Source organism: Mycolicibacterium sichuanense (assembly GCF_033741125.1).
Lineage (GTDB): Bacteria > Actinomycetota > Actinomycetes > Mycobacteriales > Mycobacteriaceae > Mycobacterium.
In genome coordinates this window covers 1,040,570-1,063,005 of record NZ_JAWQPU010000001.1, presented here as the reverse complement: position 1 = coordinate 1,063,005, position 22,436 = coordinate 1,040,570, and the positions used below count along the sequence as shown (strand labels likewise).

Sequence of the window (22,436 nt, the reverse complement as noted above, 5' to 3'; positions counted from 1 at the left end):
GGCGAAGCGGCCGTTCCTTCCGAGAATGGTTCGCCTGCTGGCGATTCCAATCATCATCTTCTGGGCGCTGGTCGGGATCACGACCAACACCTTCGTGCCGAAGGTGGAGGACGTGGCGACCGAGCTGGCCGGGCCGGAGATTCCGACCTACGCGCCGTCCCAATTCGCGCTTCTGCACATCGGTGACGTGTTCAAGGAGTCCAACTCCACCAGCCTCACGATGGTCGTGCTGGAGGCTGACCATCCCCTCGACGACCAAGACCACCGGTATTACGACGGTCTGGTGCAACGCCTAAAGGCCGACACCACGCACGTGCAGTACGCGATGGACCTGTGGGGCAAGCCGATCACCGCCGCCGGAGCCCAGAGCATCGACGGCAAGGCGACCTACGTTCTGCTCCGCCTGGCCGGCAACGTGGGCCAGATCCAGGCCAACGCATCCGTGGACGCCGTGCGGCACATCGTCGCCGGGGACGCGCCACCGCCCGGCCTCAAGGTCTACGTGAGCGGTTCGGCGCCAATGGCTTCGGACACCCTGTCGATCGCCAACAGCAGTCTGAACAACATCACCATCGTCACCATCATCTTGATCCTGGTGATGCTGCTGCTGGTGTACCGCTCACTGACCAACGTCGCCGTGCCCATGTACAGCGTGCTGTTCGAGATCCTCATCGCCAAGGGCGTGGTATCGACCCTGGGGCACTACGGCATCATCCCGATGTCATCGTTCGCGGTGAACATCGTCGTCTCGTTGACGCTGGGCGCCGGCACGGACTACGGCATCTTCCTGCTGGGCCGCTATCACGAGGCCAGACAGTTGGGCGAAACCCGAGAGGAGGCCTACTACACCGCCTACCGCGGCGTCGCGCCCATCATCATCGGCTCGGGTCTGACGATCGCGGGTTCGTGCTTCTGCCTGACCTTCGCGCGGCTGGACTACTTCCACACCATGGGCCCCGCGGTGGCGATCAGCATGCTGTTCACCATCGCCGCGGCTCTGACACTGGCCCCGGCTCTGCTGACCGTGGGCAGCCTGTTCGGACTCTTCGATCCCAAGCAGCCGACCCGCGGGCGGCTGTACCGGCGCATCGGGGCGAGCGTCGTGCGCTGGCCGGTGCCGATCCTCGCCGCCAGCACCGCGGTGGTGGCTCTGGGCGCGATCTTCGTGCCGAGTTATCAAGTGAGCTACGACGATCGGGCCTACCAGCCCGCCGGCGGTGCGGCCAATCAGGGTTTCACGGCCTCGGATAGGCACTTCCCGCCCAGCAAGCTGTTCACCGAGATGATGATGGTCGAATCCGACCACGACATGCGCAATTCCGCAGACTTCATCTCGCTGGACCGCGTAGCCAAGGAGTTGGTCCGGCTGCCAGGGGTGGCCATGGTGCAGAGCATCACCCGGCCCCTGGGCCGCCCGTTGGACCATGCCAACGTGCCCTACCTGTTCACCGTGCAGGGCGGTGCCGCCGGTCAGCAGTTGCCGTTCAACGAACACGCCAACGACAACACCGACGAGCAGGCCAAGATCCAGGCCGAAACCGTTGCGACGCTGGGCAAGACCATCGACCTGACCCAGAAGTTGGCCGACGATCTGCACACCACGGTGTTGACGCTCGAGAATTTGCAGGCGGTCACCGACGAGGTCAATGAGGACATCTCGAACCTCGACGACTTCATGCGGCCCCTGAAGAGCTACTTCTACTGGGAGCCGCACTGTTTCGACATTCCAGTCTGCTATTCGTTCCGGTCGCTGTTCGACGGGCTCGACGGCATCGACGCCCTGGACGAGCAGATTCACAACGCCGTCACCGACTTCCAGGCCGTCGATGCCCTGATGCCGCAGATGGTCAGCCAGTTGAAGGTGATGCGCGACGAGACTCAGGCACTGCAGAGCGTGATCGTCAACAGTTACGGTCCGTCACACCTGCAGGCCACCCAGACCGATCAGACCTTCGACGACCAGATCAACGTCGGCAACGACTTCGACAAGTCGCGCAGTGACGACTACTTCTACATGCCACGCGAGGGCTTCGACAACGAGGACGTCAAGACCGGCGAGCAGTTGATGATGTCCCCCGACGGCAAGGCTGCTCGATTCGTCATCACCCACGAGGGCAATGCGATGGCCCCGGAGGGCATCGACCATGTCAACGCCTTCCCCGACGCGGTGAAGGCGGCGTTGAAGGAGACGTCGTTGGCCGGGTCGCGGATCTACATCGGCGGAGCGGCGTCGAACAACAAGGACATCCAGGAGTATGCGCTGTCGGATCTGAAGATCGTGGCCATCGCCGCCTTCGTGTTGATCTTCCTCATCATGCTGGTGCTCACCCGTTCCCTGATGGCAGCCATCGTGATTCCCGGGACGGTGGCCTTTTCGTTCGCCGGCGCCTTTGGACTGTCCATTCTGTTGTGGCAACACCTCATTGGGCTACACCTGCATTGGCTCGTGCTGCCGATCACGTTCGTGATCCTGGTGGCAGTCGGCTCGGACTACAACCTGCTGTTGATCGCCAGGGTCAAGGAGGAGATCGGCGTCGGATTCCAGACGACCGGATTGCACACCGGATTGATTCGCGCGCTCGGCAGCACCGGCGGGGTGGTGACCTCGGCGGGCCTGGTCTTCGCCTTCACGATGCTGGCGATGCTGGCCAGCGATCTGAAGACCATCGCCCAGGTGGGCTCCACCGTCTGCATCGGTCTACTCCTGGACACCCTCGTCGTGCGCTCGTTCATCGTGCCGTCGCTCATCAGACTGCTCGGGCCCTGGTTTTGGTGGCCGACGCTGGTGCGCTCACGTCCACTGCCGCCAAGGCAACCCGCCGACTTCGCCGGGGTGACCCGGTGAATCTCAGCACGCACACGACGGGCCTCGGCCTCTGGGGCGTCCTGATGTTCGTCGCCCTCGCCCTGGAAGTGGTCTTCGCCACCATCGCCTTCGTCTACACCCAGCGATTGTTGCGACTGCACGCCATCCCGATGAGTGACGACCTCAACGGATATCAGCGCGCTCTGCGCAAACTGCGCAAGGGCGAACCCATGACCCAGGACGAGCTGAACCTCGCGGAGCGCATCATCGACGTCCGCAGGTCTCCAATGGCCTACTCGGTCCCCGCCGCCTTCATGACGTTGGGAATCTTCTACATCCTTGGGAGCCTGGAGTACTTGCACGGCGCGACACCGTCGGAGCGCACGTTCCTGGGCATCATTCCCATGTTCACGTCCACCAACCTGATCATCCAAATGCGCAAGAGCTCCCGACTGAAGAAGCGCCTGTCGAAGGTGTCGGTCAGCCCCGGCCCAGACGTTCCGATCGCCTCCGGGTCGAGTTAGACCCTAGGCGTAGACCGGCCCCGTCGGCGTGCTCGGATGATTGCCGATCCCCTGACGCAGCAACGTCATCCAGGCTTGCAGGCCATCGATGGGCCCTCGCGAGGCGGGCCCACCCGAGGAGCCCAGCAACTCGACGATCCGACGACACCTGGCCTCTTCGGTCACCAGCTCGCCGCGGGGCGCGGCCGCGAGCCGGTCCTCTGGCCATCGGCTGTAGAAGTCCGCCGACCGATCGAGGAGTGCCAAGAGTTCCGGTGCCGATCTGCGGGTCAGCCGCCGAGCTACCCTGGCGGCGGCGCCGCCGACGGCGAACACGGCCAGAAGCGACGCCAGCGGCAGCACCCAGTGGGCGATGCCACCGGCCCCCGCGGCCGACGCGCCGCCCGCGCCGAGCCGGGGCGCCACGGCACCCACCATCTGCCCGACGAGCACCGACCGCTCCATGGGCAAAGTCTAGATCGCCGCTCCCACGTCCGGGCTGCGATTGCCGAGATGGATGGTCTGGAGTCCGCCGCGGGAGGACGGGTCAGGTCGGCGGCGCGGGTCGCGCGACCCGTCTGCCAGCATCGTCGACGGTGGCTCCCCGTCGAGCAGGCGAGGGTGATCCGCGGGACGCGCGACCGGCGTGACGAACCGCCGACATCGCGGTATCGGGCCGATCGGGTCTGCGCAGCAACGGTATTCACATCGCGAGGGCAAACGTCGCACCCACGCCTCGGGCATCGGCGGACCACCCGAACCGCACCACGGCACGCCGGCGCGGCCGATCCCGGCCGGGTGGATAGTCTCACCGGTACCGGGTACTCCCGGTAGCGGTCACGACGTGGGCCATGACGAATCGGAGGTTCGACAGTGAAGTTGGCGCTCAGCGACGCCGAAGTCGCCTTTCGCGACGAATTGCGCGAGTTCTTCACCACCCGCGTTCCGCAGGACGTCCGGGACCGGGCAAGCAACGGCGAGCTTCGCATGCCCGATGACGTGGTGACCGCTCAGCGCATCTTGAACGAGCGCGGGATAGCCGTCCCGAACTGGCCGGTCGAATGGGGCGGTCAGGACTGGACGCCGCTGCAACGCCAGATCTGGGCCGACGAGCTGCGATTGGCCTGCGTGCCCGAGCCGCTGGCGTTCAACGCCAGCATGGTCGGCCCCGTCATCGCCCGGTTCGGCTCACCGGCCCTCAAGGAACGCTTCCTGCCCAAGACGGCCAATCTCGACATCTGGTGGTGCCAGGGTTTCTCGGAGCCGGAAGCCGGCTCGGATCTGGCGTCACTGCGCACCACGGCGGTGCGCGACGGTGATTCCTACGTGGTGAATGGCCAGAAGACGTGGACCACGCTTGGCCAGTACGCCGACTGGATATTCCTGCTCGCCCGCACCGATCCGGCCGCACCCAAGCGGCAGGCCGGCATCTCCTTCCTGCTGGCCGAGATGTCGACGCCGGGTATCACGTTGCGGCCGATCAAGCTGATCGACGGTGGTTACGAGGTCAACGAGGTCTTCTTCGAAGACGTCCGGGTGCCGGCCGATCAACTCGTCGGCGAGGAGAACGCCGGCTGGGCCTACGCCAAGTTCCTGCTCAGCAACGAACGCACCGGCATCGCCCGGATCGGCACCACCAAGGTCTGGCTCGCCCAGGTCAAGGAACGCGCTGCGAGCACGCCCGCCGGATCCGGTTCGCTGCTCGAGGATCCGCTGTTCGCCAGCCGCGTCGTGGAACTCGAGAACGAGCTGCTGGCGCTAGAGCTCACACAGCTGAGGGTCAGCGGTTCGGAGGCCGACGGCAAACCCAACCCGGCGTCGTCGATCCTCAAGCTCAAGGGCAGCCAACTCCAGCAGGCCGTCACCGAGCTGCTCGTCGACGTCGCGGGCCCGGATGCCCTGCCCTTCGGCACCGCCGAGGACCTCGAATCGCCGGCGTGGGCCCGCCTCGCCGCACCCAAGTACCTCAACTACCGCAAGACCTCGATCTACGGTGGCACCAACGAGGTGCAGCGCAACATCATCGCTTCGACCATTCTCGGACTGTGAGGACGCCATGAACTTCGACCTGACCGACGAACAGAAGCTGCTTGGCGAGATCACCAGCGAGATCTTCTCGCGCACCTACGACATCGAGACCCGTCTCGCGGTCACCGACACCGACCTGGGGTGGAGCCGCGACGTTTGGGCGCAGTTGGCCGAGACGGGCATCCTCGGATTGGGCTTGGAGCCCGGCGAGGCCGGTCAGATCGAGCTGATGGTCGTGATGACCGAGATCGGCCGCAGGCTGGCACCCGAACCCGTCGCTCAGGCCGCCCTCATTCCCGGCGGGTTGCTCGCCGAGCTGGATGGCGACGCGCAGCGGTCGCTGCTCGAGGGGGTGGGCCAGGGCAACACTCTGCTCGCGCTGGCCCATCAGGAACCCGGGACGCGCGGCGCCTCGGTGGCGGTCACCACCCGGGCCGAGGGATCGGCCGACTCGTGGACGGTCACCGGTGTCAAGAACCCGGTGCTCTCCGGCGATTGCGCCGACGCGTTCGTGGTCAGCGCGGCGCTCCCCGACGGCGGCACCGGGCTCTTCCTCGTCGACGCCGCTGCCGTCACCCGGCGGGCATTCCGCACCTTCGACGGCCAGCGGGGTGCTCAGGTCACGTTCGAAGCCGTTGCCGCGCAACGGCTTGGAGCCGACGCCGACGCGAGTCAGCCGTTGCGCAACGCACTGATCCGGCACCAGTCCGCACTGTGCGCCGAGGCCGTCGGCGCGATGGACGAGGCGTTGCGACTGACCACCGAGTACCTGACGACCCGCAAGCAGTTCGGCGTTCCGCTGAGTAAATTCCAGGCGCTGACCCAACGGGCCGCCGACATGTACGTCTCACTGGAGCTGGCCCGCAGCATGAGCCTCTATGCCGCCGTGTCGATCGCGGACGGAGACTTCGATCCCGTCATCGCCGCCCGCGCCAAGCTGCAAGTCAGTCGATCGGGTCGGCACATCGCCCAGGAAGCGATCCAGTTGCACGGCGGCATCGGCGTCACCTCGGAGTACCCCGTGGGTCACTACGCGGCTCGACTCACCGCGATCGACCAGACGCTCGGCTCCGCCGATGATCAACTACGCGCGCTGATCGGCGGCATCGGGTCCTACTCCACGGTCACCCTCTGACCTGCCGACGACCCGTCAGCTCCGGACGGGGCGTCGGTAAGTCAGCTTGTCGAGCTCGCGCCCATATTCGTCGACGGCCACCACGTCCATCTCGCTGACCAGCGTGCCGGGCCGTACGTCGACGCGCACGAAGGCGTAGCCGCGGTAACGAACGCGTGACCAGCCGACCGCCTCGGCCTGCTTGCCGCCGTCTGCCGTCCACACGTAGCTGTTGGGGACGAACGTGTCCGGTGCCTCGTTGCCGCGGTAGCTCTCCGGCTCCCCGGGCTGAAAGTCGTAGCGCGGGCGCCCACCGCAACCCACCGTGTAGTAGACGGTGCCGTCGGTCTCGGGGTGGACCACGCCGCCGTCCCCCGCCACGGTCGTCGCCCGGTTGGCCCGGATCGGGTCGGTCCGCTCGAAGACGTGGTTGTGTCCCTGCAGCACCAGGTCGACCCCGTGACGGTCGAACAGATCGGTCCAGGCTGCGCGCACCCCTCCGTCGCTGGCGTGGGTCGCGGTGGTGGAGTACGCGCAGTGGTGAAAGAAGCAGACGACGAAGTCGACGTCGGGATTGGCCCGGTGGGCCGCCAGAGTGCGCTCCACCCAACGGTTCTGGGCGCCGCCGGAATACCCCGTGTTGGCGGTGATCTCATAGCTCGCATCGTTGGCGTCCAGGGAGAGGACGGCGACGTTGCCGTAGACGAAGGAGTACACCGACGGGCATCCGGCCGGACCGTCGTCCGGGAAGTCCAGGCGGGCCAGATGACCCCCGTAGCCGTGGACGGGGTAGGCGGCCTCCATGTCGTGATTGCCGGTGGCGAACATCCAGGGCGTCACCGACGCGCTGGCTTCGATGGAGCCGAGGTAGACGTCCCACACGAACGGGTTGAACTTGTCGAAGCCGGAGGCGAGACGTCCGCCGGAAGGGACGAACGTCGGCGGCTTGCCCGCCCCCGAGGGATCGGCATAGGCGATGTCGCCGGCGAGCACGTGGAAGTCGGGATTGGCCGCGATGATCTGCCTCAGCACGTTGGCGGTGTGCGGCACGTCCGGATCGTCGTCGGCCTTGTAGTAGGCGTCGTCGTAGTCACCGCGAGCCAGACCGGCGGGCAGCGTTGGGGTTTCGTCGGTGCCCTGGTCACCAATCATCGTGAAGCGGAACGGAGCGAGGGCGGCGCGTCCGCGGGGCATTGCCGTCGACGCGGACCGGACGTCGGTCACGAAGCCGTCGTCGGTCCGCCACCGGTAGTAGTGCGGCGCCCTCCCGGGCAGTCCGTCCACGGGCACGTGGGCGTAGAACTGCTCGGCGGCCAGCACCCCGCCGTCACTGGCGGGGATCTGCGTGACGAGATTGCGGATCTCCGCCTCGGTCGTCGCGCCGAGCGCGGGGGTCGGACCGTGGTCGACGTATACCTTGTTGCCCTTGGGGTTTCGAGACAGCTGGGCGGCCAGCCGCAGCTGACTGGAGGCGTCCGTGCCGAATCCCACGCGCCGGTTCGCCACCGATAGCGGGGCGTCCTGCGCGTAGGCCCGCGCCCCGAACGGCGAGACGCCGATGGCGGCGACGGCGGCTGCGGCGGCCGACCCACCCAGGAACTGACGTCGGCTCACGGGGTGCCTGCGCAGGAAGGCTCGATGCCATTCGTACTGCTCGGCCATGGTCATGTTCACGGCGACCGCCGTGGGTATGCCGGTGTCGGGAATGTCCTGCTGGCCCGCCGGGCGATTGACACGCACTCCGACCATGCTCGTCCAGCGCGTCCCTGCACGCCGCGCCGGGTCATGAAACTGCCGTTGAAGTCTTGGTTAACACTCGGCTCCCCCGCCTCTGCGCCAAAACCGAGACTGACATCGACCGCTGTCATAGTCTGACCGGGGCCGGTGGAACCCTCGCCGCGGGCCGTAGGTGCCGCACGGGTGACGGGATGTCGAAGGAGACCTCGATGACGGCGCACCCACGACGCGGCGCGAAGACCCACGACTGGCCGCCCGGTGGCCATCTGCTCGCCGCGATCGCCGTGAGCGTGGGGTTGGCAGCCACGTCGGCGCACGGCGTGGCGTGGGCCGACACCCCGCACGCCGACTCCGACGGCAGCACTAGTTCCAGCAGCTCGAACCACGGTGGACCCGACGATCACGCGGATGCCGACGCCCCACACCAGGGCGCGCCGGCGACGGGCACCACATCCCCGAAGGCTTCGGAGAGCCGGTCACCCAAGACCCAGTCCGCCGCCGGACCGACGGCCGAAGAGCTCGAGGCGGCGACGACCGCGGCCAGCCTGCCATCGAAATCCCCAGTAACGCAGCATGACTCATCGACTTCGACGTCGATCGCCACTGCCAGCTCGGCCGTCCGAACGCCGCCTCCACCCACCATCCCGACGGACACGACGGCACCGGTCGTCTCGGACCAACCCGATCTCACCGCAGCGCAGCGGGCCCCGACGACCACCGCGCGCAAGGCCGTCCGTGCCACGCCCTCACCGACGTCATCTCAGCCGGAACCGACGACGACCGCCACGACGACGGCGACTACTGCGACGGCTGCGACGACGACCACGGTTACTCCGACAGCTGCGACGGTTACGGCGACGGCCTCGGGCGTCGCCCCCGCCCACCAGGCCGCAATCGCCACGGTGGCGCCCACGCCGGCCACGACGAACGTCGCCGTGACGCCATCACCACCCGGCCCGCCGTCCCCCATTGCGCAGCTCATCGCATTGCCGGGCAAGATCATCAACACCCTGCTCCAAGCTCTGGACCTCACCGTCGCCGTGGGCGGCCCCAGCAGCCCGTTCGACTTCTCCCCCATCGACGAGGCGCTGTTCGCCGTCTTCCGTCGGGTGGAGGACGTGCTCGGCTTGGACCGGCGCCCCGTGATTCAACCCGTCGTACCGAGCCTGACCTACACCGGGCCCACTAGCGCGGTGACGCCCACGGTCTCCCAGTTCCTTGACGCCGCCGCCGCGGAGTACGTGCTCGGTGGCACCCCAGGTGGATTGCAGCCGTTCACGGTCGACGGCCTGCCGATGACGTCCACCAACATCCTGTCGGGTGAGTCGGCTCAGGTGTGGGTGACACCGCAGCAGCAGGTCATCATTGCCTATCAGGGCACGACCGGCGGCACGAATCTGCTGTTCAACCCGCTGATCGCCATCTCCCAGATCATCACCGACGCGCAGGTGATCTTCACCGATTCCACGCCGCAGGCGTTCCTCGATTCGCTGGCCTTCGCCAGGCAGGTTCAGGCAGCCGCCGCCGGGCAGGGTTACTCCGCCGGCGACGTCTTCGTCACCGGGCATTCGCTGGGCGGGTGGGAAGCCGAATACGTCGCACAACAGACCGGCCTCGGCGGCATCGGATTCGAGAGCCCCGGCATCAACACCGTCGTGCCGGCCAATGGTGCCGATTCGGGCTTCGTCAACGTGGAGACCTACGGCGACACCGCGGCCTACCTGGCGACCGATCTGCCGGCGTTGCAACCGTTCCTACCGGCCTACGTCGCCGGCGGTGGCAGCAAGCCGCACTACGGCTCCATCGTCATGATCGGTGACCCCGGTGCGGTGGTCCCGCTGTTCAACGCGGCATCACTGTGGGGTACCAGCATTCTCGGCGATCTGATCTTCGCGATCGACGTGCTCGGCAACTTCTTCGAGCATCACCTGCCGGGCATGCAGGCCCACAACCTTGGCATCGCCCCGGATCCAGACGCGGTGCCGTGGCTAGGGTCCATCATGGGTCCAGTCGAGATGGGCTACGGCGATCTGACCATCCCACAGCTTCGATACGCCGCATCGGCAGCGGGAACGCTGGTCAGACCCTAGCCTCCCCCGCCAGATCCTTCCCAACGCGAACATGGGGCGGTGCTGTGTGCTCAACACCGTCATTCCCATGCCCGCCATCGGCGGAGCGGTTCCTTGCGGCCCTCACCACCGATCACGTACACGCGCCTCGGTCATGCACCGGGGCGGCAGTACCGTCAGGCCTTGGCGGACCTGCTGGCCTGACGCTTCTGCTTCTCTGCGTCGGCGAGTTCCTCCAAGCGGTCGGCCTGCGTGCGCTGCCGCTCCGCCTCGTCGCGCTGCGACTGGGCATCCTCGCGCTTGGCCTCGGCGGCATCGATCGCCTTCTTCTCGGCAGCCTTGATCCGATCTTCCTCGCGCTGCTTGACGGCCGCCACTGATTCACGTTGGCGGGCAGCGACTTCGTCAGCCTTGTGTTTGGCGTCGGCAGCGCGCTTTGCGGCGTTGGACTCGGCGCTGCGCTTGCGCTCGGCAGCCTTCTCAGAGGCGTTCTCGACGGCCTGCTCCTTGGCGGTGCGGGCCTTCTCCTGATCCTCGGCCGCATCGCGACGTCGGGTCTTCAGATCGGCATCGGCACGCGACGCGCGCTGGAGGGCCTCTGCATCGAGCGCAGCTGCGCGCCCGAGCGCCTCACTGCGCTCGGCGAGAGCCGCGCCGCGCCGTTCGAGCCGCGGATCACCCAACGCGCTTCCGACGGTTGCGTCCAGCACGCCGAGGGAACGCTCGTAGATCAACCGGGCGGGAGCCTCCATGTCGAGGCGCGAGACGAGTCGCTGCTCGATCACCGCTAGTGGGACGCGGACGAACTGGTACTGGAAGCGCAAGATCGAACGCGAAACCTTGGTGATCATCATCGTGGACTCCTGGGTCTTGCCGGTGCTCAAGGCAGGTCGGCTTGGTTGGTCAAAGCGGCTGCACGTGCCCTGGCTTGATCGGCTTGGGCCTTGGCCTCGGCGGCCTCTTCCATCTCGGCCCGATGGTCGTCGGCGGCGTCTACGACCTCACCGACGGCGGCGCGAACATCCACGCGCTCCTGGGCAGCAGCGCGGTCGAGTTCGCGCCGAGCGTCCTTCTCGGCCTGCATCTCGTTCTGGGCAGCCTCTCGTCGGGCGTTCAGCTCGGCGACGTCGGCGCGCGCATCGCGTTGAGCTTCGATGGTGTCCTCCATCGCAGAAATCCTCGCCGCCTCTGCATTTCGCTCCTTGGCTGCGGCGAGCCTGGCATCGGTCGCCTCGGCGTTGGCACGCGCCGCCTCGGCGTCGGCGACGGCTTCCGCGCTACTGGCGTCCTTGCGTTCCTGGGCCTGCGCCTGCTCGAGCTGACCCTCGGCGGCCAGCGAGTCATTGCCGATCACCGCACCGGTGACCTCCTTGGCCTTGCCCTTGATCGAATCGATCAGGCCCTTGCGCGCCTGGTCGGCCTTGTCGTGCTCGGTCATCTGGTACTCCTTCTGCGGGGAAAGCGCCACGGGCGCGGTTCCGTCACGCGTTTGATCGTCGAGAGTTGAGTGGACGCGCTACGCAGCTGCGATACGCGAGAAGCGCTGGCGGCAATCAGTTTTGAACACGGCGAGCCAGTGTGCTGCCGACTCCGGTCAGAATTTGGCTGGGACGCTGCTGCTCGCCCTGCTGGGCTCCGAGAACGACGATCGCGCCCGTCAGCACCGGCAACGCCCACTGCAGATACCGCAGCTGACGCTGTGCGGCTGCGACGTCGTCAGGGGTGCTGGCCGACGGGTCGGTTGCCCCGTCGACCGAGTGGCCGTCGCCCTTGGCCGTCTTGGCCCCGAGGATGCCGCTGTAGACGGTGGCACCCAGGGCTGCGGCCGTGACCACGAGCTTGGCGACGGTGTTGGACGTGACACCGGACTGATGCTTGGCGCGCCCGCGATTGGCGTAGAGCACCACGCCGCCACCTATGAGGTGTGCACCGACCGCGATCGCGTTGACGGGAGCCCACTTCGCCCAACCCATGGCCGCAACCCGAGCGCGATCCTGGGGGTCTCGCACCGCGTCTGCGGCACCGTTCACCCCAACGGCCCCCATGAGTGAGCCGCCGAACCAGCCCGCGGCACCCAGGTCGTGCAGAGAACGAACAACCGTGTTGCGTGAAGACATGAACAATCCTTCGAATTGGCGAGAGAGTCGTCGTGGTGTGTCAGGACGCCCTGTGCCAGGGATGCTCGGTGCGACGCATCTCAAACGCCCTCCTCGACGTTCGCGCTAAATCACATTGCGCCAAGCCTCGATTCGTGCAGCGGCCACGGGAAGGACGTTTGCGACCGAAGCCACCGGGTAAGCGCCTGAAAGCCGGTCCACTCGCCAGACCCCCGAGTACTGATCCAGGCCACCGCGAAGTCGAGATCGCCGCCAACGACTAGGTCGTCTCACCGGCATCGACGAGACCGATGCCGCGACCCAGTCGATCACCGACTCGATCACCCAGGAGAACAGAACCATGACGAACGACGCACACGACACGACCACACCGGACGCACCGACGGCCGACGCAGGATCAGCCAAGGACGTCAACCCCCGCGACACCGACCATCCGGCCGGCGAGGAACAGGCGGCGGATAACGCCGCCACCGAGTCACCCAGCTGACGCACCGCATGATCGAGGCCGCACCCATGGCCGACTCCGCCTCGCACCGGATTCGGCCACGGGTGCGTCTGGAGCTCGACGAACCCCGCCGTCGCGGCGACCCCGGGCCCTCATCGACGGAACCCTGCCGTCAGCCAGATCGTCGGGGAACCAGCGTGAAGACGGCCGTGAGCAATCATCACCATGCCGACCCTGAGAACGGTGTCGGGTTCGGTGGGATCCCGCTACGCCGGCGGGCGGTAGTTCGCCGCCGAATTCCGTAACTGCCAGATCTGCGCCGGGCACAGAATGCCCACCGCATTGGAGACCAGGTAGTTGGCCGATGCCTCGTCGTTGGGCGTGACGTCCGCCTTGACGTCACGCATGACGTCGGCATAGGACTGGCCCTGAGTCACCTTGTCGCACAACTGATAGCCATAGCCGAGTGCATCGTTGCCCGGAAAGTCGTAGTGCCGCCGAAACATCACGTCGTAGGTGTACTCCACCTCCGGCGCTGGGACCGCACTGGCTGCCGGAGCCTGGACCGCTGCGACGAGGCCGAAGACCGACGCGCTGACGAGCGACGGTACGACCATCCGACGACGCATCATGGCTTCCATCCTATTCCCCGGCCCCCGCTCGGGCACTGACTTCTCACGAATCGTCCGCGCGTTCTGCGCACCGGCCATAGGCGTTGCCGTTCAATCGTTTCCGTGGCGGCATCAGTCGAATGAGGCCGAGGCCGTCGCATGCACGTCACCGTCGCCGGAGACGACCGCCAGCTCTGCCGACCCGCCGACCTCCCCCGGGGTGCCCTGCACCCGGATCGGGTCGGTCACGAAGACCGGACGCTGCAAGCGAAAGTCGAACGTCCGCAGGTTTCCTCCGTGGGCTCGCGCCAAGTCGGCCATGTAGATCGCCAACAGCGGCCCATGGACTACCAGCGCGGGAAAGCCCTCGACCCCGGTGGTGTACCCCTGGTCGTAGTGAATGCGATGCGCGTTGGCGGTCAGGGCACTGAAGCGAAACAGCAAGGCCGGGTGCAGCTCCGGGACCATCACCCAGGGGGCCGTCGGCTCGCCGAGTGGCCGGGTCACCGGCGACTGGGGCACCGGCGTGCCTGCCTCGGATCGGTAGACGAGATCCTGCTCCTCGGTGAGTCGCAGTTCACCACCCTGGCGATAGTCGTGACGCAAGGTGACGAACAGCATCTCCCCCGAACGCCCACGCTTCACCGCCTTGCCGACGAGCGTCGACGTGCGCGTCGCCAGCTCACCAATGATCAGCGGCGCCACGACCTGCACCCGGCCGCCGGCGAACATCCGGCGCCGGCTCGGCAAAGGCGGTAGGAAGTGCCCGTCCCGGGGGTGCCCGTCCTCCCCCAGTTCCCGGGTTGGCACCCAGTCCAGGAAGTACGACCACTGCCACAGCGGTGGAAGCGCATCACCGTCGACGATGGGCAACCCGGCGTCCAGGGTTGCCGCCAGGTTCCGTGCCACTGGCGCGGACACGACCTCGTGCCGTTCGACCGGCGACGGCGACCAATCAGCACTGAGTGCCTCCAGACCGTCCTGGGGTGTCGCGCTCACATCACGTCCATTCGTGTCGTGGCGGCTCGTCGCCGCCGTTGGCGGGCCGCACTTCGGCTGTGCGTGCGGGGGACGCCGTCACCGCGTGACCCGCAGGATGGACCTCACGAGACCCGAATGTCCGACGTCACGAGTCGAGGCCGGAGCTCGGCGGATGTCGCTCCCTGAGCAGCATTCTGCTGCAGGGGAATCCGATCGAGCAATTCGCGGAGTCGCCTCTCGGTGGGAGTGCCGGTGTAGCCGAAGATCCAGGCGTCCAACTCGAGGACGAGATCGCGGGCGATTGCCGTCTTGGTATTCCCGTAGAACGTCAACAACTCGACGATGGCACCGTCCAGTTCGCCGGCACCGATCTTCATGTTGAGACCCGTTCGTGTCTCGACCGACAGATGCGGCGAGGCGGCATCGACCAGTGACCATGCGAGGACACGTTCGTCTGCGCGATTCATCTGATTCCCTCGATTCCCGGGTCGATGTCCTCGATGCAGTGCGAACGTCGCATGGATGTACTCGCCATCAGTGCTCCGCCACGGCGCGGTGCTGATTGGTGCCGTCGAGGTCGGTACGGATGGCTTCCTGGGCGGCGGGCGGCAGGGTGTGCACCGTCACGATGAATTCGGGTCTGCTGGTGGCTCCACCACGTCGCCAACCGGCGGTGGGGGCGTCGGCTGGGTCAAGTCGACGTCCTCGTCGAGATCTGGTGCCACGGGCAGCATCCGGCACATCAACACCAGCGCCAACGGGCACGATGGCCCTGGGTCGGCCACCGCCACACTAGAAGGGGACCATTCAGTGGCCGCGATGCCAGCACAGACCACGATGGTCGCCACGGCCAACCGGCCCCACCGACCTCGAGGCCTCGGGCGGGAGAGTCGGCGAACCGGCGCCTTGACAGTCCTCATCGCAAGGTCGCCGTCAGATCACCAGACATCGCCACAAGCTGGGGACCCCAGCTGGACCAGTCATGTCTTCCGCCGACGGGAATGTCGACATGGGCGTTGCTGCCGCCGACCGCCCGATACTGCGCGAAGAAGCTGCGATTGCTGCCTTGGGCTTGATCGCAATAGCCGATCATCGCCGCCGGATCACTGCACGTCACGGTCGACGGACTGAACACCCATACCCGGGTGCCGTTGTTCACCAACAACCCGGCGTGCACGCTCGGGTCATGCGGGCCACCGCCCTGAAACGCCACCGGAGTGTCGCGACCCATCGCAGCCGACGGCACCATCAGATACTCCACCGCAGCTGCCTTGGCCTCGGCGGCAGCCCACAGGCATACCCCCAGTGCCACCGCTAGCGCGAGTCGCAGAGCGACGATGGCTGGTCGCACGTTGGATCACCTCCCTGCTGGTGCCGATCACATGAGCGGCTGCTCACTTCGGGTCGAATCCCGATATGAGCCAACGACTTCCCACCTTGTCCAGGGTGACCTGGACGGCGGAGGCCGTCGCCGAGGGCGCGCCGTCACCAACGATCACAGACTGGTCGACGAAGACCAGCACCACGGCGTGGTTCTCGCTCGCCGACACCGATGCGGCGGCGGGAACGGTCGCGGTCGCCGAGATCTTCTTCTCCTTGGAGCCTGGAATGACGACGTCGTTGGTCAACGACGTGTAGGAGTCTCGGAAGGTACCGATGAGACGATCCCGGGCGGCGCCCAGCGTCGCCTCTGCCGTGTCGGGGCGGTAGGACAGCAGGGCGATGGTGCCATCGGTGGCCGCCTGCACCGAAGTCTGGGCCGCCCGTGATTCTTCGGTGAGCGAACCACCCTTGAACTTCAGGTAGCCGGCGCCCGCGGCCAAACACATCACCAGCAACGGGACGATGACGTATGCGACGAGATGCCGACGCTTGGGCGCGGCGGGGGGTGAGGCCGCGGTGGTCGGGTCCCGGTCGAGCCCGGCTTCTCCGTCCGACGCGTCTGCGGTGTCCTCGCTCGATGAGTCGGTCGACGACGCCACGTCGACCTTCACGATTTCGGCCTCGCCGGTGCCGGATTCGGCCGCCTCGGTCGCACTGATGGACTCTTGCGCGTGGCTCATGGGACGAACTCCACGTTGGACACCTTCACGTCGTTGCCGGTTCGTTGGACGGAGATGCGCATCCGCCAGGAGCGCGACGATTCCTGCGGCGCCTCGTTGGTGGTGGTCTGAACGTTCACCGCGACGAGCACCCGTGCCCCGTCGTCGGTCACCGACTCCAGCCCCGCGACGGTCACCGTTCCGGTGGACACCGACTGCACCTTCTTGACCACGTCGACGAATGGCTGGGATCTCTGGGAGAAGTCGTCGTAGAAGGGGCCGGTGGCCACGTCGAGGATGCGTTGCACGTCCGCCTCGGCATGGTGCCAGTCGATCGTGGTGAGGTTGACCGCGCCTTGGCGACCCACCTGAAGGTACTGCGCACGAAGGTCGGCCGACTGCTGCGCGTGGTGTTCCCGAACTCCCAGGAGCCCGATCACGACGGCCAGTGCCACCGCGGCGGTCAAACCCAGCACGAGTGCGATCCGCGGTGGCGTCGCGCGCGGTCGCCACCGCGACCGCGTACCGACGGCGCCGTTCTCGTCGACGGTGTCGGATGCACCGGTGCGAGCATCCCCGACCGCCGAATCGATGGCAGCAGCCGCGTCGGCGTCGGCTGCCCCGTCACCCGACACCGGCGGCTCCGAGTTCGGCGTGACTTGGGTGGTTGCGATGGAAATCGTCACTCGATCACCGTCCCTTCGGTGGCAGCAACATGTCCTGCCACGATTGGTCTTCGTGGGTATCTCGCCCCAGATCGGTCTGCCGGTAAGTCCGGCCGTCGGGACCGATGTACTCGCCGGTGTTGGGGTCATACGAGGCAACCGCGGTCGGCGGCGGCGCCGCGGCCGGGGGTGGCGCCGGCGCGGCCTCCGCTGCCCCAGGCGGCAATTGGGGAACGGCCTGGCCGGAAAGCGTGGCGTTCGGGTCGCCCTTCCAGTCGTAGCCGTCGTTGAGCGGAACGTAGTTCTCGTCGCTCTCACACATGGCGGCGGTGGGTGCCCGCTTCCCGGGCTTCGTCTCACACGGGATGTTGCGGGCACCGCGGACGTTGAACGGCGAGTCCTGGGGCACCCGGCAGTAGAGGTTTCCAGCGGGCCGGGGCGGATAGTCCACGTCGGTGGGTACCCGCTGCTGCTGCGGCGGCAGGAAGCCGGTGAGGCAGGCGGGCGGCAGGTTGAGGTTCAAGTTGAACGACAGGAAGCCACCCTTGTAGGCCTGCTTGGTGTTTCGGTTGGCCAGACCCGCGCCCTGCAAAATCGAGATGCCCTGCGGCAGCAGTACGAGGGTCTGTTCGAGATCGTCGTTGTAGGCGATGCCGACATCGTCGAGGCCCACCAGGTTCCTCAGCAGGATGGGCAGCGACGGCTGAAGTCGGTCGAGCAGCGCGCGGGTCGCGTCGGCGGTCACTGGGCCATCGGTCAAGATCTTGGACACCGCCGGATCCTGGTTCTCGAGCTCCCCGGTGACGGTGGCGATGTTGGCTGCCCAAGCCGCGATGGAATCCGCGGTCTCGGTCAGCGAGTCCAGCACTGGCTGGGATTGGTCGGTCAAGGTGATCAGCGCGTCGAGGTTCTTGCGGGCGTCGATGGCCAGCGAAGTGGTTCCCTTGACCAATCGGGACAACTCTGGGCCGAGTCCGCCGACGGCGGTGTAACCCTCGTCGATGACGGTCTTCAAGCTGTCGTGCGGAATCGCCTGAATACCCCGGTTGGTCGCTGCCAGGAGTGAATTGATGTCGGGTGGTACCGAAGCCTGGTTCTCGGCGATCACGTCCCCGTCCTTGAGGACCGGCCCGTTGGCGCTTCGCGGCAGCAGCGCGACGAACTGTTCGCCGACCGCCGTCTGACTGTGCACTTCGGCCTTCAGGTCGGCGGGGATGGGAACGTCCGAGGTCAACGACAGGGTTGCGTCGACGCCCGTGTTCGTCAGCTGAACGCTTTCGACGCGGCCGACCTCGGTGCCCCGGTAGGTCACGTTGCCGCTCGAATAGAGCCCCGCGGCGGTGGGCAGCTGCAGAGTGACCCGATAGTGGCCGACCCCGAACAGATAGTTGGGCAGCCCCATGTAGTGAAAGGCCATCACGGAGACCGCGACCAGCGTGCCGGTCGTGAAGATCGCCATCTGGGTGATGACGCGTCGTGGCAAGTACACGCCTAGGCCCCCTGATCGTTGCGGTAGGGAACCACCAGAGGATTGGCCGCGGTGTAGGGGCTGGGCAGCTGCCCGATCGTGCGACCCCACTGCAATTCCAGTTCGGTGAGGTTGCCTTCGAACCGCGTTCCGGTGAAGAACGACGAATCCAGCCGGCTCAGCGTCAGGTCGATGACCGCGGTCAGGTTGGCGTAGTCACCGCGGATCCACTTGGTCAGTTGCTCCTTGGGGAACGGATAGGTGGGCAGCACGCTCAGCGCCCGTGTCATGGCTGGGCCCGCGTCTGCCAACGACTTGAGAACCGGAGCGACGTCGGACAGTTCGCGAACCAAGGCAGTCTTGGTCTGGTCGACCGAGCTACGGGCGAGCGCGGAGAACTGACCCAGTTGCGTCACGGCGTTGGCGATCGTCTCGCGTTGGTCGTTCAGCACGGCGAGGGCATCGGGGATGGTATCGAGCGCCTTGTCGACGACCGGCTTCTGCGCCGCGATCTGGCCCACCAGGTTGTTCAGGCTGTCGGCTGCGGCGATGATGTCGTCCTTCTGATCGTCGAGGTATCCGACGTAGGTGTCGAGTTGTCCGATCAAGCTCCGCAGATCGTCGGCGCGACCGTTGAACGCGGTACTCAGCGCTTCGGTGATGTCCTGAATCTGGCCGACTCCGCCGCCGTTGAGGACGAGGGAGATCGCCGCCAGAGTCTGCTCGGTGCTGGGGTACATTCCGGCGCTCGACAGCGGAATCAGCGACCCCTCGTGCAATCTGCCCTCCGGAGCGGACTGCGTCGGCGGCGCCAGTTCGACGTGCAGCGAACCAAAGAGACTGGTTTGGCCCAGCGTGACGGTGGCGTTGGCCGGCAGGTCTACGTCACCGTCGATCGACATCGTCAGCAGGGCATGCCACCCCTGCATGTCGACCTTGGTGACGTTCCCGACCGTCACGTCCCCCACCCGGACACGGGAATTGGGCTGCAGGTTGACGACGTTGGGCAGCTCGGCCTCGATGGTGAACGACCCGGGCCCACCACCGGCAGTGCCCGGCAATGGCAGAGAGTTCAGGCCATGCCAACCGCACCCCGAGGAGGCGGTGAGCGCCATGGCGATCGTCACGCCGGTGATCTTCGTGCGCAGGCGAGGGATCCTCACTGGCCACCCCCTGGCGGAACCATCATCCCGGTCAAACCCGCCGAGGGGTCGGTGGGGGTCGCGGGCGCCTCCGCGGGTAAGGGCTCCCCGGCGGCCGCGTTGGACGTCTGGGGCGGGACCTGGGGCGGGATGTAGTCCGGACGCATCCAATCCTCGCTGTAGGTCACCTCATTGGGGCGAGCGATCGTTCCGACGATGGGGTTGAGTCCGATTGGGGGGAAGTTGTACTGCCGGTTCTTGATGATCGGTGCGAGGTACTGCGCGCACAGCTTTGCCGATTGTTCGGCACCGAGACGCGAGGCGGCCTGAATGGCCCCACACAGGAAGGTGATCGGATTCTGGAAGTTGTTGACCGACAGCGCACCGGTCAGGGTGCCCTGCGCGGGCTGGTAGATGTTCAAGAAGTTCTGCAGCGTCGGCGGCGCGACGTGTAGCACCTCCTTGATGTCGGGGATGCTGTCGTGCAGCGCCTGGGATACCGAGGCCAGCTTGTCCGCGGTGATGCCCAGGGACTCGCGATTCTCCTTGACGAAGCCGGTCAACTGACCGGCCAGATCGCCGACGTCGCGGACCGCGTCGGCGACTTCGTTGGGATCATTGGCGACCAGGTTCGTCACGGCGGCGAGATTCTGGTTGAGCTGGGCAAGCAAATCACTGGAACCATGCAGCGCCGACACCAGGAGGGACAGGTTCTTCAGGGTGGTGAAGAGGTCGTCACTGTGATCGCCCAGCGCCGAGATCGCTTGCGAGAGCTTGACGATCGTGTCCCGGATGGTCGCGCCCTGGCCACGGAGATTGCCGGCGGTGGTGTCGACGAGCGCGCCGAGGGGGCTGATGCCACCCGGCTGGGTCGGCTGCAGGGCCTCGTTGAGCTTCTGCAATTGCTGACGAAAGTCGTCGAACTCCACCGGCACCGCCGTACGGTCCCGGCCGATCACCGTGCCGTTGGCCATCACTGGCCCGGATGTGTAGGCCGGGGTCAACTGGATGGCGCGCGAGGTCACCAATGACGGCGACACGATCACTGCCTTGGCGTTGGCCGGGACCTTGTACTCGTCGTCGAGCCAGAAGCTGATCTTCACCTGCAAGGGCTGGGGCTCGATCTTGTCGATCAATCCGACGGGCACACCGACGATACGCACCTCGTCTCCGACGAAGATGCCATTGCTGTTGTCGAAGTACGCCACCAGATGGATGCGACCGACGTCCGAAGACCGACCCACGATCAGGGCGACACCGGCCACCAGACACACGACCAGGACCACGGCCAGCGAGGTGCGTCGCTTTGGTGCTCTGACTCTCACTGTCCTCCCTCCACTGGTTTCGCACTCGTCGAGCCGGACCCGCTGGGCTCCTCGCCGGGAGCCAACTGCAACACCGGCGTCGGGGTGGGCGCCGGCGCGACGTCGGCGGGCGGGCCAGGGGGCGGGCCGCCCGGGGGTCCCGGGGGCACGGGTTCTCGGTAGGGATAGCAACCGGTCGGGCCGGGTAGCGGCAATCCGGGTGGGCCGCAACCCGGGTCGCCGGGATTGCCGGTGATCGCGTCGGGGAGGTTGAGCTTCGGGTCACCGCCCTGGCCGGTCCGCGGGTAGGGCACCGGCAGCGGCGGCGTACCCGGTTGTCCGACCTGAGGATCGACGCGCTGCGAGGGAAGCAACGTGTTGGGGTCGACTCCCAGATCGGAGAACGCGGCGTCGACGAACGGTTGCACGAACTGACCCGGCAGCAGGTTGGCCAGATAGGCCTTGAAGAACGGCCCCGATCCCACCGACTCTCCGAGAGACGTTGCGTAGTCGCGCAATCCCTTGAGCGCTTCCTGGACCTTGGCCTTGCGGTCGTCCACGATGGTCAGCACGCCGTTGAGCCGGTCCAGTGCGGGTTTGAGGGTTGTGCGGTTGTCGGCGATCAAACCGGTCAGCTGCTTGCTTAGCGTCGAGAAGTTCGACGAGAGCTGATCCAGCGCAGCGCTTTGGGTCTCCAGCTGTACCAGCAGAGCGTTGGTGTTGGCGACCAGGCTTACGATTTGGTCGCTGCGTTGGGCCAGGATGCCGGTGGCCTTGTTGGCGTTACCCAGCAGCGAACGCAGTTGTGCGTCACGCTCGTCGAGCGTCTGGGAGAACCTCGCAACTCCGTCCAACGCGGCCCGCAACTGGGGCGGGGTGTCCGCGAAGGTCTGTGACAACACGGTCAGTGAGTTCGACAGCTGATTGGTGTCGAGGCCACTGATGGTCGCCGAGAGATCGCCTAGGGCGTCGGGAAGCTGGTAGGGCGAGGTGGTTCGCTCCAGCGGAATGGTGCCGGCCTGGGTGCCGTCCCCCCGCGGGGTCACCTCCAGGACCTTCGATCCCAGAAGTGCCTTGGTCTTGATCGCGGCCTCCGAACGGTCGCCGACGCGAATGTCGTCGCTGACGTCGAAGGTGACGAGCGCGTGGGACTCGGCCAGCGAGATGCTCTTGACCTCACCGACCTTGTATCCCGCAACCTGCACTGCCGCACCAGTCTTCAGCCCACCGGCGTCGGCGAAGTACGCCGTGTAGGTGCGTCCACTGGTGAAGGACATCAGGTCCCTGAACTGGAGTGCACCGATCACCAGCGCGGCGAGCACGACGGCACCGATGACACCGAGGACGACGGGGTTGCGCTCGGAGAACGGCTTTACCTCACCGCGCATGGCGAGGGGTTTCATC

General features: G+C 66.6%; 20 protein-coding genes and 1 pseudogene. 6 read left to right on the top strand and 15 right to left on the bottom strand.

Annotated features, from left to right (window positions below):
- The first annotated feature begins 25 nt into the window (after positions 1–25).
- Together SBI80_RS05180 and SBI80_RS05175 are read left to right on the top strand one after the other, a co-directional pair.
- Entirely contained in the window at positions 26–2,845 is a 2,820-nt protein-coding gene (locus SBI80_RS05180) for an MMPL/RND family transporter (RefSeq protein ID WP_318973318.1), read from the top strand.
- Positions 2,846–2,889: 44 nt separating this feature from the next.
- Positions 2,890–3,330 carry a hypothetical protein gene (locus tag SBI80_RS05175; protein WP_413232664.1) on the top strand — a complete coding sequence of 147 codons (441 nt, stop codon included), beginning with the start codon at positions 2,890–2,892 and terminating at the stop codon, positions 3,328–3,330.
- A gap of 3 nt (positions 3,331–3,333) precedes the next feature.
- Here SBI80_RS05175 and SBI80_RS05170 read toward each other — a convergent pair whose 3' ends face one another.
- Positions 3,334–3,774 (bottom strand): hypothetical protein, encoded by a 441-nt coding sequence (locus SBI80_RS05170; RefSeq protein WP_318973316.1) that lies wholly within the window; start codon positions 3,772–3,774, stop codon positions 3,334–3,336.
- A gap of 408 nt (positions 3,775–4,182) precedes the next feature.
- On the opposite strand from SBI80_RS05170, the gene SBI80_RS05165 reads away from it, so the two are divergent.
- Positions 4,183–5,358 carry an acyl-CoA dehydrogenase family protein gene (locus tag SBI80_RS05165; protein WP_318973315.1) on the top strand — a complete coding sequence of 392 codons (1,176 nt, stop codon included), beginning with the start codon at positions 4,183–4,185 and terminating at the stop codon, positions 5,356–5,358.
- 7 nt (positions 5,359–5,365) lie between these two features.
- Positions 5,366–6,472 carry an acyl-CoA dehydrogenase family protein gene (locus SBI80_RS05160; protein WP_318973314.1) on the top strand — a complete coding sequence of 369 codons (1,107 nt, stop codon included), beginning with the start codon at positions 5,366–5,368 and terminating at the stop codon, positions 6,470–6,472.
- Positions 6,473–6,487: 15 nt separating this feature from the next.
- On the opposite strand, the gene SBI80_RS05155 is transcribed toward SBI80_RS05160, so the two are convergent.
- Positions 6,488–8,119, bottom strand: a complete 1,632-nt coding sequence (locus SBI80_RS05155; protein ID WP_318973702.1) for a metallophosphoesterase — start codon at positions 8,117–8,119, stop codon at positions 6,488–6,490.
- A 278-nt stretch (positions 8,120–8,397) separates the two neighbouring features.
- On the opposite strand from SBI80_RS05155, the gene SBI80_RS05150 reads away from it, so the two are divergent.
- A complete protein-coding gene (locus tag SBI80_RS05150; protein WP_318973313.1) occupies positions 8,398–10,278 on the top strand; it encodes a hypothetical protein in 1,881 nt (626 codons plus the stop codon).
- A 155-nt stretch (positions 10,279–10,433) separates the two neighbouring features.
- On the opposite strand, the gene SBI80_RS05145 is transcribed toward SBI80_RS05150, so the two are convergent.
- The 3 genes from SBI80_RS05145 to SBI80_RS05135 form a co-directional block, all read right to left on the bottom strand.
- Positions 10,434–11,141 carry an IF2 family translation initiation factor gene (locus SBI80_RS05145; protein ID WP_318973312.1) on the bottom strand — a complete coding sequence of 236 codons (708 nt, stop codon included), beginning with the start codon at positions 11,139–11,141 and terminating at the stop codon, positions 10,434–10,436.
- A complete protein-coding gene (locus tag SBI80_RS05140) occupies positions 11,138–11,695 on the bottom strand; it encodes a CsbD family protein (RefSeq protein WP_318973311.1) in 558 nt (185 codons plus the stop codon). The genes SBI80_RS05145 and SBI80_RS05140 overlap by 4 nt, the downstream gene beginning before the upstream one ends.
- A 115-nt stretch (positions 11,696–11,810) precedes the next feature.
- Positions 11,811–12,374 (bottom strand): hypothetical protein, encoded by a 564-nt coding sequence (locus SBI80_RS05135; protein ID WP_318973310.1) that lies wholly within the window; start codon positions 12,372–12,374, stop codon positions 11,811–11,813.
- A 340-nt stretch (positions 12,375–12,714) separates the two neighbouring features.
- Between SBI80_RS05135 and SBI80_RS05130 the strand changes: the two genes are divergently transcribed.
- Entirely contained in the window at positions 12,715–12,861 is a 147-nt protein-coding gene (locus SBI80_RS05130) for a hypothetical protein (RefSeq protein ID WP_318973309.1), read from the top strand.
- 224 nt (positions 12,862–13,085) lie between these two features.
- On the opposite strand, the gene SBI80_RS05125 is transcribed toward SBI80_RS05130, so the two are convergent.
- The 10 genes and pseudogenes from SBI80_RS05125 to SBI80_RS05080 all read right to left on the bottom strand — a co-directional run bounded on the left by SBI80_RS05125 (position 13,086) and on the right by SBI80_RS05080 (position 22,435).
- Entirely contained in the window at positions 13,086–13,451 is a 366-nt protein-coding gene (locus SBI80_RS05125) for a DUF732 domain-containing protein (RefSeq protein ID WP_318973308.1), read from the bottom strand.
- A 111-nt stretch (positions 13,452–13,562) separates the two neighbouring features.
- On the bottom strand, positions 13,563–14,429 hold the full coding sequence (locus SBI80_RS05120) for an HTD2 family dehydratase (protein ID WP_318973307.1): 867 nt from the start codon (positions 14,427–14,429) through the stop codon (positions 13,563–13,565).
- Positions 14,430–14,533: 104 nt separating this feature from the next.
- A complete protein-coding gene (locus SBI80_RS05115; protein WP_318973306.1) occupies positions 14,534–14,878 on the bottom strand; it encodes a hypothetical protein in 345 nt (114 codons plus the stop codon).
- Positions 14,879–15,327: 449 nt separating this feature from the next.
- Positions 15,328–15,613, bottom strand: a pseudogene (locus SBI80_RS05110) (alpha/beta hydrolase-fold protein); the annotation flags it as partial.
- A gap of 192 nt (positions 15,614–15,805) precedes the next feature.
- Positions 15,806–16,474, bottom strand: a complete 669-nt coding sequence (locus SBI80_RS05105; protein ID WP_318973305.1) for an Rv1363c family protein — start codon at positions 16,472–16,474, stop codon at positions 15,806–15,808.
- Complete coding sequence (locus tag SBI80_RS05100) at positions 16,471–17,139, bottom strand: Rv1363c family protein (RefSeq protein ID WP_318973304.1); 669 nt, start codon at positions 17,137–17,139, stop codon at positions 16,471–16,473. Before SBI80_RS05100 ends, SBI80_RS05105 begins: the two co-directional genes overlap by 4 nt.
- A 4-nt stretch (positions 17,140–17,143) precedes the next feature.
- The gene (locus tag SBI80_RS05095) at positions 17,144–18,607 is read right to left on the bottom strand and encodes an MCE family protein (protein WP_318973303.1); all 1,464 of its coding nucleotides are present in this window, start codon (positions 18,605–18,607) and stop codon (positions 17,144–17,146) included.
- Between the two features lie 2 nt (positions 18,608–18,609).
- Positions 18,610–19,701 carry an MCE family protein gene (locus tag SBI80_RS05090; RefSeq protein ID WP_318973701.1) on the bottom strand — a complete coding sequence of 364 codons (1,092 nt, stop codon included), beginning with the start codon at positions 19,699–19,701 and terminating at the stop codon, positions 18,610–18,612.
- A gap of 44 nt (positions 19,702–19,745) precedes the next feature.
- Positions 19,746–21,053: an MCE family protein gene (locus SBI80_RS05085; RefSeq protein ID WP_318973302.1), complete on the bottom strand. Its 1,308-nt coding sequence runs from the start codon at positions 21,051–21,053 to the stop codon at positions 19,746–19,748.
- A complete protein-coding gene (locus SBI80_RS05080) occupies positions 21,050–22,435 on the bottom strand; it encodes a virulence factor Mce family protein (RefSeq protein WP_318973301.1) in 1,386 nt (461 codons plus the stop codon). Before SBI80_RS05080 ends, SBI80_RS05085 begins: the two co-directional genes overlap by 4 nt.
- Position 22,436 lies beyond the last annotated feature (1 nt).

Bases quoted from the DNA above. Each gene is read 5' to 3' on its own strand.
- SBI80_RS05090 (WP_318973701.1), bottom strand. From the start codon at position 19,701: ATGGCGCTCACCGCCTCCTCGGGGTGCGGTTGGCATGGCCTGAACTCT.
- SBI80_RS05130 (WP_318973309.1), top strand. From the start codon at position 12,715: ATGACGAACGACGCACACGACACGACCACACCGGACGCACCGACGGCC.
- SBI80_RS05160 (WP_318973314.1), top strand. From the start codon at position 5,366: ATGAACTTCGACCTGACCGACGAACAGAAGCTGCTTGGCGAGATCACC.
- SBI80_RS05125 (WP_318973308.1), bottom strand. From the start codon at position 13,451: ATGATGCGTCGTCGGATGGTCGTACCGTCGCTCGTCAGCGCGTCGGTC.
- SBI80_RS05180 (WP_318973318.1), top strand. From the start codon at position 26: ATGGTTCGCCTGCTGGCGATTCCAATCATCATCTTCTGGGCGCTGGTC.
- SBI80_RS05155 (WP_318973702.1), bottom strand. From the start codon at position 8,119: ATGACCATGGCCGAGCAGTACGAATGGCATCGAGCCTTCCTGCGCAGG.
- SBI80_RS05105 (WP_318973305.1), bottom strand. From the start codon at position 16,474: ATGAGCCACGCGCAAGAGTCCATCAGTGCGACCGAGGCGGCCGAATCC.
- SBI80_RS05080 (WP_318973301.1), bottom strand. From the start codon at position 22,435: ATGAAACCCCTCGCCATGCGCGGTGAGGTAAAGCCGTTCTCCGAGCGC.
- SBI80_RS05150 (WP_318973313.1), top strand. From the start codon at position 8,398: ATGACGGCGCACCCACGACGCGGCGCGAAGACCCACGACTGGCCGCCC.
- SBI80_RS05170 (WP_318973316.1), bottom strand. From the start codon at position 3,774: ATGGAGCGGTCGGTGCTCGTCGGGCAGATGGTGGGTGCCGTGGCGCCC.
- SBI80_RS05175 (WP_413232664.1), top strand. From the start codon at position 2,890: ATGTTCGTCGCCCTCGCCCTGGAAGTGGTCTTCGCCACCATCGCCTTC.
- SBI80_RS05135 (WP_318973310.1), bottom strand. From the start codon at position 12,374: ATGTCTTCACGCAACACGGTTGTTCGTTCTCTGCACGACCTGGGTGCC.
- SBI80_RS05115 (WP_318973306.1), bottom strand. From the start codon at position 14,878: ATGAATCGCGCAGACGAACGTGTCCTCGCATGGTCACTGGTCGATGCC.
- SBI80_RS05140 (WP_318973311.1), bottom strand. From the start codon at position 11,695: ATGACCGAGCACGACAAGGCCGACCAGGCGCGCAAGGGCCTGATCGAT.